The organism is Synechococcus elongatus PCC 11801, assembly GCF_003846445.2.
GTDB lineage: Bacteria > Cyanobacteriota > Cyanobacteriia > Synechococcales > Synechococcaceae > Synechococcus > Synechococcus elongatus_A.
Window position 1 is genome coordinate 1,052,696 of sequence record NZ_CP030139.2, and the last position, 15,839, is coordinate 1,068,534.

15 protein-coding genes and 1 tRNA gene are annotated in these 15,839 nt (G+C 55.8%); 5 read left to right on the forward strand and 11 right to left on the reverse strand.

Annotation, left to right across the window (positions count from 1 at the left end; translation table 11 throughout):
* The gene (locus DOP62_RS05010) at positions 1-855 is read right to left on the reverse strand and encodes an alpha/beta fold hydrolase (RefSeq protein ID WP_261789755.1); all 855 of its coding nucleotides are present in this window, start codon (positions 853-855) and stop codon (positions 1-3) included.
* 178 nt (positions 856-1,033) lie between these two features.
* Between DOP62_RS05010 and DOP62_RS05015 the strand changes: the two genes are divergently transcribed.
* Together DOP62_RS05015 and DOP62_RS05020 are read left to right on the forward strand one after the other, a co-directional pair.
* Entirely contained in the window at positions 1,034-1,237 is a 204-nt protein-coding gene (locus tag DOP62_RS05015) for a hypothetical protein (protein WP_208672614.1), read from the forward strand.
* A 189-nt stretch (positions 1,238-1,426) separates the two neighbouring features.
* A complete protein-coding gene (locus tag DOP62_RS05020) occupies positions 1,427-2,239 on the forward strand; it encodes a DUF6816 family protein (protein ID WP_208672616.1) in 813 nt (270 codons plus the stop codon).
* Positions 2,240-2,315: 76 nt separating this feature from the next.
* Here DOP62_RS05020 and DOP62_RS05025 read toward each other — a convergent pair.
* The 4 genes from DOP62_RS05025 to minD form a co-directional block, all read right to left on the reverse strand.
* Positions 2,316-2,387: transfer RNA gene (locus DOP62_RS05025), tRNA-Thr, on the reverse strand.
* Between the two features lie 13 nt (positions 2,388-2,400).
* Complete coding sequence (locus DOP62_RS05030; protein ID WP_208672618.1) at positions 2,401-2,793, reverse strand: (2Fe-2S) ferredoxin domain-containing protein; 393 nt, start codon at positions 2,791-2,793, stop codon at positions 2,401-2,403.
* Complete coding sequence (minE, locus tag DOP62_RS05035; protein WP_208672620.1) at positions 2,790-3,065, reverse strand: cell division topological specificity factor MinE; 276 nt, start codon at positions 3,063-3,065, stop codon at positions 2,790-2,792. The genes DOP62_RS05030 and minE overlap by 4 nt, the downstream gene beginning before the upstream one ends.
* A gap of 14 nt (positions 3,066-3,079) precedes the next feature.
* Positions 3,080-3,886, reverse strand: a complete 807-nt coding sequence (minD, locus tag DOP62_RS05040; protein WP_208672621.1) for a septum site-determining protein MinD — start codon at positions 3,884-3,886, stop codon at positions 3,080-3,082.
* Between the two features lie 173 nt (positions 3,887-4,059).
* Between minD and DOP62_RS05045 the strand changes: the two genes are divergently transcribed.
* The 3 genes from DOP62_RS05045 (at position 4,060) to ruvB (ending at position 7,046) form a co-directional block, all read left to right on the forward strand.
* The gene (locus DOP62_RS05045) at positions 4,060-5,232 is read left to right on the forward strand and encodes a hypothetical protein (protein WP_208672623.1); all 1,173 of its coding nucleotides are present in this window, start codon (positions 4,060-4,062) and stop codon (positions 5,230-5,232) included.
* Positions 5,233-5,299: 67 nt separating this feature from the next.
* The gene (locus tag DOP62_RS05050; protein ID WP_208672625.1) at positions 5,300-5,863 is read left to right on the forward strand and encodes a shikimate kinase; all 564 of its coding nucleotides are present in this window, start codon (positions 5,300-5,302) and stop codon (positions 5,861-5,863) included.
* Between the two features lie 49 nt (positions 5,864-5,912).
* Entirely contained in the window at positions 5,913-7,046 is a 1,134-nt protein-coding gene (gene ruvB, locus DOP62_RS05055) for a Holliday junction branch migration DNA helicase RuvB (protein WP_208672626.1), read from the forward strand.
* 216 nt (positions 7,047-7,262) lie between these two features.
* On the opposite strand, the gene gor is transcribed toward ruvB, so the two are convergent.
* From gor to uvrA, 6 genes are all read right to left on the reverse strand, one after another.
* Positions 7,263-8,603, reverse strand: a complete 1,341-nt coding sequence (gor, locus tag DOP62_RS05060) for a glutathione-disulfide reductase (protein WP_208672628.1) — start codon at positions 8,601-8,603, stop codon at positions 7,263-7,265.
* A gap of 98 nt (positions 8,604-8,701) precedes the next feature.
* The gene (locus DOP62_RS05065) at positions 8,702-9,133 is read right to left on the reverse strand and encodes a hypothetical protein (RefSeq protein WP_208672630.1); all 432 of its coding nucleotides are present in this window, start codon (positions 9,131-9,133) and stop codon (positions 8,702-8,704) included.
* A gap of 164 nt (positions 9,134-9,297) precedes the next feature.
* The gene (locus DOP62_RS05070) at positions 9,298-10,008 is read right to left on the reverse strand and encodes a PHP domain-containing protein (protein ID WP_208672632.1); all 711 of its coding nucleotides are present in this window, start codon (positions 10,006-10,008) and stop codon (positions 9,298-9,300) included.
* Between the two features lie 678 nt (positions 10,009-10,686).
* Positions 10,687-11,505, reverse strand: coding sequence for a D-hexose-6-phosphate mutarotase (locus DOP62_RS05075; RefSeq protein ID WP_208672634.1), 819 nt, complete (start codon positions 11,503-11,505; stop codon positions 10,687-10,689).
* A gap of 40 nt (positions 11,506-11,545) precedes the next feature.
* The gene (locus tag DOP62_RS05080; RefSeq protein ID WP_208672636.1) at positions 11,546-12,661 is read right to left on the reverse strand and encodes a type IV pilus twitching motility protein PilT; all 1,116 of its coding nucleotides are present in this window, start codon (positions 12,659-12,661) and stop codon (positions 11,546-11,548) included.
* A 165-nt stretch (positions 12,662-12,826) separates the two neighbouring features.
* Positions 12,827-15,838 (reverse strand): excinuclease ABC subunit UvrA, encoded by a 3,012-nt coding sequence (gene uvrA / locus DOP62_RS05085; RefSeq protein WP_370538888.1) that lies wholly within the window; start codon positions 15,836-15,838, stop codon positions 12,827-12,829.
* Between the last annotated feature and the right edge of the window lies 1 nt (position 15,839).

Here is a 15,839-nt window from a genome sequence, read left to right on the forward strand (position 1 = left end):
TCAGCGGAGATCAGCTCGGCGCAGGAAGAGGAGTAAGGCTTGATTGAGTTTCTCGGGCCAATCCTCCTGTGGATAGTGACCTGTTTCTTCAAAACGAACGAACTCAGCCGACGGGAGTTTTGCGGCAGCGGCCTCAGCAGCTTCCCAGGGCAGCCACGGATCGCGATCGCCCCAGGCCACCAAGACAGGTTTGCTTCGCTGGGCTAGTGCAGTTGCGATTTCACTACTGACTCGTGCTTGATCCAATTGCCGCACGGTGGCTAGAAGCGCCCGTCCGGCTGCTGAACTCGAGAGATAGGGCCGGCGATAGACATCCAGATCCGCATCTTCGACGCGATAACCGCCACCACCCTCCAGCACGCGATCGACGGTTAGTGGATCCTGGCAAAGCATTTCTCCAGCTAGGGGCAGACCCAACTGCCGAATTTTCCAGGGAACAGTGGCCCCGGTGTAGAACGGCGTGTTGACGAGAGCAATGCGCTCGACGCGATCGGGATACTGCGCTGCCCAGAGCAATCCTGCCGCTCCCAAGTAGCCTTGGACGACCAAGTGCAGTCGTTCTAAGCCAAGGGCTGCTCGCCAAGCCTCAAAAGCATTTACAAAGGCTTCGGGAGTGTAGGCAAAATCACGCCGTTCCGGCTGACTGGAGAAGCCTGCACCAATCCAGTCTGGTGCGATCGCCCGAAACCCAGCGTCAGCGATCGCAGGTAACACCTGTCGCCAGCCATAGCTCTGACTGACCAAGCCATGCAAGCAGACCACAGGCAGCTTGGCGGGATCAGCAGTGGATGCGGCAGCCTCACGATAGAACCACTGCAACGGCCCAACCGTCAGTGTTTGTTCCTGTATCGTCACCGAATTTCCCCTGACCAGCTTGAGCCAAACGGCTTTGAGCATACCGCGCAAGCGAGTGTTGGCTCGCAAGACTCTTCACAATTGTTTTGACGTAACGATGTATAACGGTAGCAATTTATACAGAAAAATTCTGTTAGATTTAGATCGAGCTTAATTTTGCTTGCTGGAGGGATTGACCATGAACACCACCACTCAATCGCGTGAACTGGTGATGCGCCATCAGCAGGCAATCAAAAACCGCCAGCAATCGATGCTGGGACGCGCCAATGTTGAGATTGGCATGCCGCTGAACCAAATGCGGCGCTACAACGGCACTATCCAAGGCAAAGTGCATTCCGACTTTCGGACTGCCTACGATCGCAGTAGCGCATCCCTTAGCTAGTTGTCTGAAGTCCTAGCCTGCTGACAACCTTGGCTGGATCACCATACCCTAACCGTCCTTGAGTCTCATCTCTCCAAGTCCTCTATCGTCTCGACGGATATCGCTCTGGAATTCCAGGGCGATTTTTGTTGTCCGTCACCCTAATTGAGCGATCGCGGAAGATAAAGGCTGATTTCTGGCTAGCTGCTCGTGCCTGTTGTTCCTGTTGGGTTACTGCGATCGCTGTTAATCGGAGCGATCGCGATCGGCTGTTGGTTGACGATTGTCGCGCCAGCACAGGCAGCAACCTTGAGCGATCGCGTCGCCAGCTATCCGAACTGGTCGAGTCTGCCGGGACTAAAAGCTAAGGCGCCGGATCTTCCATACCCCGACTGGATGGCGGGAACGTGGCGGGTTACTAGCACCTTGGTGGATTTGCAAGCGCCCTTAGCGCCGGACATCGTCACACCGGGCTTTGAAAGCAATCGCCGCTGGCTCGATCAGCCGCTGGAGTTTCCGGTCCGCTTTGGACCGCCCACTTATTCTGCTGGGCCTAAGCCATTACCGGATTTGCGCCCTCAGACACCTCCCGTCGTCGCCGATCGCGCTTTTAATGGTCTGGCGATCGCCCGCGCCTATCTTGGAGAAGCGGTGGTGGCCGTCCAAGCCCCCGACCCTAATCAACAGTTGGTGCAGTTGGCCAATGGCGACAGTCTGTTGATGCGGACAACAGGCCGTGCTTGGGAACAACCGACGGACCCCATTTTTGTCGCGAGCGAATTCAGCCGCCAAATTTTTCGCGGGCAGGGTCGCCCCCAGTTCAACAGCGTGGAAACCACGTCTCGCTACAAACTACGATCGCCCGATCTGATTACGGCAGACCAAATCACCGCGATTTATCTAACGCCACAGGACCCTAACTACTTTCAAGTCGGCGATCGCCCAGTCGCGCTCTATCGCTATGCTCTGACCCTGACGCGTACTGATGCGGCTGACAGAACTGGACCGGCAGGCAATCTGTGATCTCGTCGGAACGTTTCTAGTCAGCCCAAGCAAACAAAAACCCAGCCTCCAACAAGAAGACTGGGTTTTAGCTCAGAGCCGGTGACCGGATTCGAACCTGCGACCGGCTGTTTACAAAACAGCTGCTCTACCCCTGAGCTACACCGGCAAGGCATTAATTACTATAGCGGATCGACTGCTGGCAGCGCATGTTGATGCAAGATCAAGTCCTGCACGGGTTGGCCACCCAGCAAATGCTCCTGCAAAATCCGCTCGATCGCTTCGGGGGTGGCGCGACCGTACCAAATGCCCTCGGGATAGACCAAGAGAATCGGGCCTTCTTGGCAGACACGCAGGCAGTTGGCCTTGGTTCGAAACACCAAGGGCTTGCCGGTATCGGGGCGATCGAGATCCAGCTCCCGTAGGCGGCGCTTCAGATACTCCCAGCTTTCGAGACTGCGATCGCGATCGCAGCAGAGCGGCTTGGTTTGATCAGCGCAGAGAAAGAGGTGGCGATCGATCTGATCGAGACCGAGACTGCGCACCCGCACCGACAGGGTTTCAGCGAGGGTCATCCTTCGGCAGTTGCGGGTTTGACACGACGAATCGGTAGGTTGGCAACCAGTGCAGTGACTCGCTGGTCATTCTCCAGCGAAAGTTCCATGGCCTCTTGGTCTAGCTCAACGTAGCGAGAGACCACTTCCAAAATCTCCTGTCGCATCTTCTGCAACAGCTCAGGGCTGAGGTCGGCGCGATCGTGGGCCAGCACTAGCTTGAGACGCTGCTTCACGGTGTCTCGACTGGCCTGCTGCCGAGGGAACAAGCGTTCAAATAAGTCAGCCAGCATTGCTGAATCAACCCCTAGAGAATTTTTTTATTGAGGATGCGGCGAATCTTACTGAGAACGCCGCTTTGGGGTTCCTCTAGGTTGAGGAAGTCCACGCTTTCACCACTCAGCCGTCGCGCCACATTGGTGAAGGCTTTGGCTGCCATGGAGGGCGTCTCGGCTAGCACCAACGGCTCGCCACGGTTGGTGGAAATGATCACCTGTTCATCGTCGGGAATGATGCCGACGAGGGAGATCGCCAAAATCTCCTGAACATCTTCGACACTCATCATGTCGTTGGCTTTGACCATCGCTGGCCGCAGGCGGTTCAGGATCAGACGAATATCTGTGATGCCATGGGCTTCGAGGAGGCCAATGACGCGATCGGCATCGCGGACGGCAGCAATTTCGGGGGTAGTGACGATCACTGCTTCGCGGGCTGCCGCGATCGCATTTTGGAATCCGGCTTCAATCCCAGCGGGCGAGTCGATCAAGATAAAGTCAAACTGGCCATCGAGCAACGCCACCAACTGCTCCATCTGCTGGGGCGTCACCGATTCTTTCATGCGGTTGTTGGCCGCAGGCAACAGGCAGAGATTGGGTTGACGCTTATCCTTGACCAGTGCCTGTTCCAAGCGGCAATTGCCTGCCAGAACATCTTGGGCTGTGTAGACAATCCGGTTCTCAAGGCCCAATAACAGGTCGAGATTGCGAAGGCCAAAATCCGCATCGATTAAAACGAGGCGTTTACCCAGTTGCGCCAAGGCCATTCCAAGGTTGGCACTTGACGTGGTTTTTCCCACGCCTCCCTTGCCGGAGGTGATAACGATAACGCGACTCATAGGGTCCGAAGAGCAGGAGCTGCGATCGCTTAGTGGGCAATCGCTGACTCATATTAAACCGTGGCGTCGAATCCCCCTAGGCTGGGTGAGCAGTTGATCGCAAAGCAATCCAACAAGGGTTGTCCTGCCTTGGTTTTGCCAACGATGCTGCAGATCTCTGACGCAAAAATGTGATGACTGCGGACTACAACCTCCTCATCCTCGGCGCAACACCGGCGGCGATCGCCTTGGCTCAGCAAGCACGACGCTGGCAGGCTCGCGTTGCCTTGGTCTATCCGCCCGGAAGTTGGGGTGCAATCGATCACGATCGCCTGTTGATGCGTTGCTTGTTGCAGTCCGCTTCTGTATCGGAAGCAATCGCCGCAGCACAGGATTTGGTGGAGCGGCTGGAATGGCTGCAAGGCCCGATCGCCTTAGAACAGGCCGGAATTGATGTGGTTGCCAGTCACTGGAAAGCGACGCGATCGCGGCGACTGGTGGACTGCGGCGATCGCCAGCTTGAAGCAAGGCAAATCTGGCAGGCTCAGCCAACGGGAGCGGAGGCAACACCACTCTGGGACTTGCTGACCGCCGATCCACAACCGCGATCAATGACAGTTAGCGGCGATCGCGCGATCGCGCTGGGGGTTGCGCAAGCCCTTGCCCGCCACGGTTGGGACGTCAGCTTGGCAACGCCCGCGATCTGGGTCAGTTGGGAGACTGCAGTGGTGCAACGGCTACAAGCTCAATGCCAGGCCGAAGGCATTCAGCTACTGGAGCAGTGTGATCAAAAGATGGCTCCCTCTGAGCTGAGTCTCAAGTATTTCCAACCGGATCCGCTGCCGCTGCTGCCCGGTAGTCGGGCGATCGCAGCAAATCTTAGTTCTGCAGAAGTCCGCGCGATCGCCCAACAAAGTCTGTTTGGCTGGCCTCGTGGGCGATCGACTCCAGTCCCTCAGCAGGTTGTGGAAATGGAGCCTGCCGCGGCTCAAGTGGGGCTGACAGAGGCACAAGCCCGCCGTCGCTACGGCGATCGCGTGGAGATAGTGAACGCAAGCTGGCAGCAGCACCCCGAAGCCTTGATTCGCGATCAAACAGCCGGTTTTCTGCAGCTCTGTTTGCTGCGCAATGGCCGCTTGCTTGGGGCGAGTTGGGTGGCAGAGAATGCAGCGGAGCTGGTAGCACCCTTGAGTCTGGCAATTCAAACGCGGCGATCGCTGCCTTCTTTACTCGGTCTTTGGCCGGACTCCAGTTTTGGACAGGTGCTCGAGCAATTGCTGGCGGACTGGGAAACTCAGCGTAACCAGCGGGGCTGGCGACGACGGTTCCTCAGTGAATGGCAGATTTTCTGGCGATCGACCTTCTAAACGGGTGTGTCTTGGAGCAGACTACAGCTGAGCGGTATGGTGTCCAAGGAATTGGGGAAGCGATCGCGTGTCATTGGTGGCAGCTCTGAACGGCTTGGATCTGTTCTTGGTCGGCTTGATGGGATCGGGGAAAACCACGATCGGACAGCAGCTGGCGGAGTCCTTGGGCTACACCTATGTCGATACTGACCACTTAATTGAGCGCGTGGCCGGGCGATCGATTCCTGAGATTTTTGCCGAAGCTGGCGAAGCTGGCTTCCGGAAACTGGAAACGCGAGTCCTAGAAGAAGTTGCGAGCTATCGCCGCTTAGTGGTGGCGACGGGCGGTGGCATTGTGATTCGGCCTGAAAATTGGAGCTATTTGCAACAGGGCTTGGTGATTTGGCTGGATGTGCCCATCCCCGAATTGCTGCGTCGTTTGGAAGGCGATCAGAATCGGCCGCTCTTGCAAACGGACGATCCAGCCGCAACCTTACAAGCGATCTGGGAGCAACGCCGCGATCGCTACGCCCAAGCCGATCTCCAGATCCCCTTTGTCGCTGGGGAAGAACCCGCCGCGACCGTCGAGCGCATTCTGGCTGCCATCCCCAGCGTGCTCAAGTCCACTGAAACAGAAGCTGCCAACCCCTGAATCGCCTGAGGCAGCGCGATAGGATAACGACGACGCGCAAGCTGGCGCCATGGCGATCGTTTCTTCGAAATCCCCCGACCCAGCCGAGCGGCGATCGCCGGCCAAAACACCAACGCCTCCTACTGAGGCGCAGGCATCCTTAGTTCGACCGCAGGCGCAGGCTAACTCAGAAGACAGTCAACGCCCGGAAGACCACATTCGCCCGCAACGACTGGCGGACTACATTGGCCAGCCGGAGCTGAAGGATGTGCTGGGAATTGCGATCGCAGCAGCCCAAAGTCGTCAAGAAAGCCTTGATCACCTGCTACTTTACGGGCCGCCGGGGCTCGGTAAAACGACCATGGCCTTGGTGCTGGCCACTGAAATGGGCGTGCAATGTCGGATCACCACAGCACCGGCGCTGGAGCGCCCCCGCGATATTGTCGGTCTGCTGGTCAACCTGCAGCCGGGCGATGTCCTATTCATTGATGAAATTCATCGCCTGCCCAAGGTCACGGAAGAAATTCTCTATCCGGCGATGGAGGACTTTCGGCTCGACATCACCATCGGCAAGGGTCAGAGTGCCCGCACCCGCAGTATTACGCTGCAGCCCTTCACTCTTGTGGGTGCAACGACTCAGATCGGGGCGCTGACTTCGCCACTGCGCGATCGCTTTGGTTTGGTGCAACGACTGCGTTTCTACGAAGTTGAGGCCTTGACTGATATTGTGCAGCGCACGGCTCGCCTGCTGAATACGCCGATTGATCAGGCCGGAGCTGAGGAAATTGCCAAACGATCGCGGGGCACGCCGCGGATTGCCAATCGCCTGTTGCGACGGGTGCGCGACTATGCGGCTGTCAAGGCACCGGGACCGATCACAGGGGCGATCGCAGCGACGGCCTTGGAGCTCTACAACGTCGATCCCTGCGGGCTGGATTGGACTGATCGCCGCCTCTTGTCCCACTTGATCGAGAACTTCGGTGGCGGTCCGGTCGGGCTGGAAACACTTGCGGCGGCTACCGGCGAGGATGCCCAGACGGTTGAGGAAGTCTACGAACCTTATCTACTCCAGATTGGCTACCTCCAACGCACCCCCCGCGGACGGGTGGCCACTCCGGCAGCTTGGCGACATCTGGGCTACGAGCCGCCGCAAGCAGGCGGTCAACTGACTTTGCGGGAAGTCATGACTGAGCCAGAAGCCTGACAGACGGCTGCAACCGCTCCCGTGAATTTAAGTTGCGCTTGGGGATCAGTCTGCCTTGACTGCGTCACACTGAAGGTAGAAATCTCCCACCAGGTCCTACACCAAGGACAAAGGGGAGTCCCCCGTCGGATGGCAGCGCGAACCAGGCGGGGGAGTTTTTTTATTTGTTGCTAATCCTGACTGCCGGAGAGGCGATCGCCCCTCCGTTCTGATCACCTAGGGCATCGTCACAAACTCTTCGGCTGAGGTGGGATGTAGGGCCATCGTGGCGTCAAAGTCTGCCTTTGTCGCGCCCATCGTGACCGCGATCGCGACACTCTGCATAATCTCAGCCGCGTCCTTGCCAACCATGTGCGCCCCAAGGACGCGATCGCTCTCCGTCTCAACCACCAGCTTCATCAACACCCGTTCCTCTGCTTGGGGCAGGGTGTAGAACATCGGTCGGAAGCGACTGCGATAAACGCGAATGCGATCCTCGCCGTACTCCGCTTTGGCGGCCTCTTCACTCAGCCCGACACTGCATGCTTCTGGTTGACTGAAGACTGCTGAGGCAATGTTTTCGTAGGAAATCTGGCGGGGCTTTTGGCCAAATTCCGTATCTGCAAAAGCGCGACCTTCGGCGATCGCCACAGGGGTGAGATTGACGCGATCGGTGCAGTCACCCACGGCAAAGATATGTGGTTGGTTAGTGCGACTCCAGCCATCGACAGCAATCCGGCGACCCTCGATCGCCACACCCGCCGCATCGAGATTTAACCCTTCCAGCCACGGTTCACGGCCAGTAGCCATCAGCACTTGATCCACTGTTTGCTGGCTGCCATCGCTGTAGCTCAGTTGCAAGCCAGTTTCAGTCTTGTCGATCCGCTCAACCGTGACGCCTGTACGGAACTGAATACCGTGCTGACTCATGCCGGTTTGCACAGCTTCCTGCAGTTCCTGATCAAAGCCATGCAAAATGCGATCGCGGCGAATAATTTGGGTGACTTCTGAGCCAAGACCGCGCAGAATCCCGGCAAACTCACAGCCAATGTAGCCGCCACCAATCACCGCAAAGCGTTGCGGCTGCTCGGGCAGATGGAACATCTCTCGTGAGGTAATCGCCAGCTCACCGCCCGGAATCGCCAGTTTGATGGGGCGTCCCCCGACTGCAATCAGAATTTTTGCCGCCGTCACTTGGTGATCGCCCACTTGCACGCGGTGCTCATCCAAGAACTGGGCATGACCGAGCAACAGCTCCACACCTGCTTTTTCCAGCAAGCTGATGTGTAGCCGACTGAGGCGGTTCACTTCCGCATCGACTGCTGCAATCAATTTGGGCCAGGAGAACTGAGGCTGGACGGCTGACCAACCGTAGGCTTCGGCGTAGTGATACTGGCTGGCAAAGCTCGAGGCATAGACCATCAACTTCTTAGGCACGCAGCCGCGAATCACGCAGGTGCCACCGACGAGGTCGGTCTCTGCGATCGCAACTTTGGCACCATAGCTGGCAGCTCGTTTTGAGGCCGCCAACCCACCAGAACCGGCACCAATAACCAAGAGGTCGTAGTCAAAACTCATGCTGCAAAGCCCTGTTTGGCCCGAACAAAAAATGAGGGCAGCCGCGCTGGAGGTTCAAGAGCAGCTACCCTTTGCTAATCCGCTACGCGATTCGCGGTTTACTTCTTCAAGTCCCGCGCCATCTGACGGAACATATCCAAATCACCAGTCGAACGACGACGGCTGCTAGTTTCGCTAGTCTCGGTTTGACCAGCAAATGTTTTAGTCGGCGCTTTATTGGCTTCTGCTTCCGCCGCAGCTTTGTTCAGAGCTTCCTGTTGGCGTTGCTCAGCTTGGGGGAGGCCTTCTGACGCTTCGACCACTTCAACCGACAGCGACGAGACTTTTTGAATGAGAACCCGCTCTTCAGGATTGCTCGCTGTTTTGGGGAAGGTGTGCTCAATCGTGGAGGCCGAACGGATGTAATCCAAGTTGCCTAAGCTCTTCGCTTCATCAGCATCAAGGTAAAAGCTCTCCGCTTTCTGCTTTGGCTGCTGTGCCTGTTCCGCTTTGGGCTTGCCTTGAAAAAGACCCCGAATAAATCCGGTCATGGATGAACACCCCAACAGTTACTAAATATGAAGATGCCGTCACCCCATTCTACGGGGAAGCTGCTAGAGCGTTAGACCCGCACTCACAATCAATATCTGGAACGATCGCTCACAGCCACGATCGCCCCTGGCTGAGCAGCAGTGTCGCTGAGATGAGAACCGAGCTAAAGGCGACTGAGCAGGCTACGACCGTGGGTATCGGTGCCACAGCTACTGAGGAGATTCAACTCGGCAGCCAAAGCCGCGACCGCTTGAGTTGGCTCCGGAGTGGCTTGCCAAGGCGTGGGGTTGCCGTAGGCATAGTAGGTTTCCACGCCATCAATGCCGTAGCGATGAGCGGCCAGAATCAACTCTTGGGGCGATCGCCGATAGCGCGCCGGGTGCGCCAAAACTGCCAGACCGCCCGCTCGCTGAATTGCCGTAATGACCGCTGGTGCTAAATGGGCATCACCTTGGGGGGGCCGCCCGATCAAGTAGGGGCGCATCGCCACGTGGTCAGCCTGAAATCCATAGGCGAGGATGTGAACCTCGGTCCCTTGGAGGTCGGCGTTAATTTCAGTGCCCACCCAGAGTTTGGGAAGGGGCGATCGCCCGCCACTGCGCCACTGATAGTCTTCTAGCCAAGCGCAAGCGGCTTCATAGCCTCGGATCCCGTGGTGGTCGGTGATCGCTAGGCCGCGCAATCCAATCGCGATCGCTTGCTCCATCACCTCTCGAGGCTGCAATTTCCCGTCGGAACAAGTGGTGTGGAGATGAAAATTGTAAGTCCGGGGGCAGCTTTCGGCTTCGATTCCTTGCAAGACAGACTGAACCTGAGCGGCGGCCGCCGTCAGATTGATGCGGTCAGCCGTTCGATTAGTCAGGGCTCGACCCATGGACGCAGCAAGGGAAATCGGTTAACGAATAGACCTTCATCCTAGTTTAACGAATGAGGGATTTGGGAATCGAGCCGCTGAGTGTGGGATGTATTGTTCTTGCTCAATCTCAAACATAAAGTGAGACTTCAACTATTCAGAGGCTATTCAGTCTTTCCCAAGCCGAGAGAAGACCGGAAGACCGTATGGGTAGGGTAGAACAATCATCACCCGAGCAAGGACAACTGACATCGTCTTTGACAGGCCGTCATTCTCGATAAATCTCGATTAAACCCACAAGCTAAAGAACGGTAGATCTATCTTTCTCTTGTCATAACGTCCTAACTTATTCGCCCTTCACCATATCCACAGCAATACTCTTTCTGTCGCACTGAGAGGTTCTGCGAGAAGGTTGGGAGCTTCCTGAGACCAGCTTTGCCAGGAGTCGGCTTCCAGTAAGTCGAAGCATGATGAGTGCGTCTCGCACACGTTTCCTCAGCAGTACCCCCACGAATAAAGGCGACGACCCCAGAAGAAGCCATCGCCAGCTATGTTCACCCGTCCAGTCCTCAAGCTTTACGCCGTCCTGGAGGTCGTCATCCGAACTATCCTCACCGTAGGAGTGCGATCGAGCTGCTGCCAAGGAATTGCAGGAATACTTCGCAGGGTTAACAGTAAGCACTACCGTCATCTACGGCTTCAGTGGATCTGAAAGGATTGCTGCCCCTGCCAGATTTCACCGGGTTCTAGGTGAGGCGGTTGCTGAACTGTTGCAGCCTCCACACAAAGAAACTGCCGTTCCATACCGGGTGCGAGATCAGAAATCTGAGCAGCACCCGCGACGCCAGGGTTCCAAACCACTGTTTCTGAAAAGCCCTCTTGGCTGATTTGGAGGTCTGGCCATGGCGGAGCCACGAGAGTCAGGAGCTGCGCTGGCGCGTCATACAAAGCATCGATCGCTGTCAGAAAGCCACGATCGCGATCTAATTCTTGAAAGCGATCGCCTGTGGTTTGCTCGGTACCCCAACGCCCTTGTAGCCCTTGTAATCGCACGGTGGATAAGTCAGGGACTGCCAAATAGCCATGCAGCGCCGCCGTAAACTGCCATGGTTGGCGATCGCAATTTTCAACACTGAGCTGTACCTGCAACTGTTGCGATCGCAATTGCAGCTTCAGGCGCAGCCGGAAGGCTACAGGCCAAATCTGTAAGGTTTCGGCAGAGTCTCGAAGTTCTAGCTCTGCATACCCCGCTGCTGCATCAAGTTGAAGCAAGGTCCAAGCACGATCGCGGGCAAAACCATGCTTAGGTAAAGAGCCACGATCCGAGAACTGAGGAAAGATGACCGGGATGCCACCACGAATAGCCTTGCCCAGACGATAAAGACTGCGATCGCTAAGAAAAAAACGTTCTTGACCTCCTGCGGGTTGCCACGACAACACTTGCCCGCCATAACGGCAGAAGCGAAGGCTGGCTCCCTCGGCTTTAAGCTGTAGCGGTTCGAAGGCATCGTCCATCATTCCGACTCCCACCCTATCAGTGGAGTAACCAAACCCCTGCTTAGAAATCAGATTGAAAATGACTGGAAAATCCTTGGGCTTGAGCAATCCCAGTAATCCGCAGACGGCGATCGAGATCTCCAGGATCAATCGAGACTTTCAGAGCCTCTTCAACACTGAGTCGACCTTGCTCAATCTCGATCAGGAGTGCCTCATTGAGAGTTTGCATGCCCTCAATCGTGTCGAGTTCCATCAAGCGATAGGCTTCCTCTAATTCGCCACGGTTGAGATAGTCCTGAATCGCCGGCGTATTGATCAAAACCTCTAAGATTGCCCTACGGCTACCAGTTTGGGGAGTGATCAGTTGTTGGGAAATCACTGCGACTAACAGCTCTAGGAACTGCTTGCGCGTGTCTGAGCTCTGCACCATGCCATCAAGACCAATCAAGCGATCGATCGTGCTGACTGTATTGCGAGCATGGAGTGTCCCCAAAACAAGGTGACCCGTTTGGGCAGCATAGATAGCTGTCTTGAGCGTTTTTTGATCTCGAATCTCACCCACAAGAATGACATCTGGATCAGCCCGTAACGCAGCCCGCAGTGCCGAGGCAAAATCATGGGCATGACGACCAATTTCACGTTGGGTAATCAAACAGCGAACAGGTTCAAAAACATACTCAATAGGGTCTTCGATAGTAATAATATGGCGAGCCATGGTTTGGTTCATTTCATTAACCATGGCTGCTAGGGTAGTTGACTTACCTGATCCTGTTGGTCCCGTGACTAAAATCAGTCCTTGTTTCCGTTGAACTAACCCCGAAAGCACAGATGGAAGTTGCAGCTCAAAGAGACTCGGAATCTGTAGAGGGATTAACCGTAGCGTAATCGCTGTACCATCCAGTGTTTGAAAGCAAACGACGCGACAACGAATCAGATTTGGATAAAAAAGCGCTTCATCAATTTCCTGCGTTTCTTGAAGACGAGTACGCTGGGCTGGCGTCAAGATTTCATTGAGCCAGCTATCCATATCACTCTCTGTGACAGCCGGTGCTTTTGGGAGCGGATACATTTGCTCGCGCAACCGAAAGTAGGGAGGATGCCCAACCCGCAGATGAATATCCGAGGCTTGTACTTGGCAAGCCTTGCGCACAAGTTGCTCAATGGTGGGCGCTGTCATAACCGTGCTACTTCCTGTCACAAGATGACTCGATGGCTACTTCTAGAATGTCGCTTTAAGACTCTACAAATCTAAGAAAAAAACAAAAGATTACTGCAGTGTTGATCACTGTATCAGAATCTGATACTTGGCTCTGGCGACACTGCTGGTGAGACTCACTGAGCATTACTGCCCCGGAGGATGCTGGGCTAAGACTTGAGCAAGATAGCGCCCTGTGTGGGAGTGAGCATGCATTGCTACAGTCTCTGGCTCCCCGCAAACAACAATCTCGCCGCCGCGATCGCCTCCTTCGGGTCCCAGATCAATGATCCAGTCTGCACAGCGAATCACATCCAAGTTGTGCTCAATCACCACGATCGAATTGCCCTTATCCACGAGGCGCTGCATCACATCCAGCAACTTGTGGACATCGTAGAAAGAGAGACCCGTGGTCGGTTCATCAATCAGATAGAGCGTTTTGCCGGTTGCCCGACGCGCCAGTTCCGTCGCCAGTTTGACCCGTTGGGCTTCACCACCTGAGAGCGTTGGCGCAGGCTGACCGAGACGAACATAACCCAGACCCACATCCACCAAGGTCTGCAGGCGGCTACTGGCTTGAGGAATGTTTTCGAAAAACTGCGCCGCCTCTTCGACGGTCATGTTGAGCACGTCAGCGATCGTCTTGCCTTTGTACTTCACCTGCAGCGTTTCACGGTTATAGCGAGCACCTTTGCAGACATCGCACTGGACATAGACATCGGGCAGAAAATTCATCTCGATGACATTGACGCCTTGCCCACCACAGGCTTCACAGCGACCGCCTTTGACATTGAAGGAAAACTGCCCCGGCTGATAGCCTCGTGCTTTCGCTTCCGTCGTTGCAGCAAACACCTGCCGGATCGGATCAAAGGCACCAGTATAGGTCGCCGGATTCGATCGCGGGGTACGACCAATCGGCGATTGATCAATCACGATCACCTTGTCGATCGCTTTTGTGCCTTTCAGCGCGGCCAGGCCTTTGGGAAAAGGAACCTTCAGCCCCAGACTGTGCTCGAGGGCTGGATGTAGGAGTTCATTGACAAGCGTGGATTTGCCGGAGCCACTCACGCCCGTGACACAGACCAGTTTGCCGAGGGGAATCTCAACATCAAGGTTTTGGAGATTGTTACGATTGGCACCTTGGAGCTGCAGACGGCGACCATTGCCCTCACGACGGCTTGCTGGAGTAGCAATACGGCGACGGCCTGAGAGATAAGCACCCGTCAAAGAGTCTTCAGCCGTCAGCAGTTGCTTTAGATGACCTTGGGCAACGATACGCCCCCCATGCACCCCTGCTCCAGGCCCAATATCAACCAGGTGGTCGGCTGCACGAATCGTATCTTCGTCATGCTCAACCACAATCAGGGTATTGCCGAGATCCCGCAGGCGAATCAGGGTATTGAGTAGGCGATCGTTATCACGTTGATGCAGCCCAATACTGGGCTCATCCAAGACGTAGAGCACTCCGGTCAGACCCGCCCCAATTTGTGTAGCCAGGCGAATACGCTGGGCCTCACCACCCGAGAGAGTCATGGCTGGGCGATCGAGGGTCAGGTAGTCGAGTCCCACGTCGAGCAAGAAGCGCAGGCGAGCCTGAATTTCGCGCAGCACCAAATCCCCGATCTGCATTTGGCGAGCTGTCAAGAGGGGCGATCGCCCGTTAGCACCGATTAAAGCTTCAATTTTGCTCAGGCAGTCCCGCACTGAAACACTGGTGAGATCAGTGATCCGATAGGGGCCAATCCGCACTGCCAAGGATTCCGGTTTGAGCCGTAAACCGTGGCAGACCTCGCAAGTTTGATCGACGAGATATTTTTCGAGCTTCTGTTTATAGACTTCGGAACTGGTTTCTCGATACTGACGCTCCAGGATCGGAATCACCCCCTCAAAGGGGCGATGGTAAACCTGACGATCGCGGAAGCGGGATTCAGTTTCAACCGCGATCGCTTCACGGCTGCCGTAGAGAATCGCCTGCTGTTGATCAGGGGTCAAATCCTGCCAGCGATCGCTGATTTCGAAGCCACTGGCCTCGGCCACGCCGCAGAGCAGGTTGAAGTAGTAGCTGTGATCTTTTTCCGACCAAGGCGCGATCGCGGCATAGACTGGCAGGCTGGGATCGGGAACGACCAGATCGGGCGAAAACGTCCGTAGGCTCCCCAGCCCGTGGCAATGGGAGCAGGCACCGTAGGGTGAGTTAAAGGAAAAGAGGCGCGGCGACAGTTCTTCCATCACAGCGCCATGCTCGGGGCAAGCAAAATTTTCGGAAAAGACAAGTTCATAGCCACTAGCAGGGCTGCCATAGGCAGCTTTTGTTTCGGCTGCGTGGCTAGCTGCTAACTCCGTCGGCAAGGTTACGACAGAGCCGCGATCGCTCGGCAAGACATCGATCACAGCAATGCCTTCGGCACGACGGAGACAGGTGGTGAGTGAATCAACGAGTCGCTCTTGAATTCCCTCTTTTTGAACAAGGCGATCGACCACAATTTCGATGGTGTGGGCGTGGTTTTTATCCAGCTCAATACTGTCACTGAGTTCCCGCACTTCACCGTTGATCCGCACCCGCACAAAGCCTTCTGCCGCAAGGCTAGAAAGCAGTTTTTTATGGGTTCCTTTTTTACCGCGAACCACCGGCGCCAAGATTTGAAAGCGGCTGCGATCGGGTAGTTCTGCAAGGCGATCGACCATTTGATCAATCGTTTGAGGCGCGATCGAGCGATCGCAATGGGGGCAGTGGGGTGAGCCGGCTCGCCCAAACAACAACCGCAGGTAATCGTAGATTTCCGTGACCGTACCGACCGTCGATCGTGGGTTGTGCGAAGTGGATTTTTGGTCAATGGAAATGGCTGGACTCAAGCCCTCAATCGCATCGACATCAGGCTTATCGACTTGGCCAAGGAACTGCCGAGCATAAGCAGACAGTGACTCGACGTAGCGACGTTGCCCCTCGGCAAAAATCGTGTCAAAGGCCAAGGATGACTTGCCCGAACCGCTCACACCCGTAAACACAATTAGCTGGTTGCGCGGTAGATCGAGGTCAAGGTTCTGCAGATTATGTTGCCGCGCGCCCCGAACTCGAATTTGGTCTGTCTCGGCTGCTGGTTGACTGCCATTGCGATGAGCCAGATCAGATGAAGGCTCAACAGAAGCGCGCTTGGGCATG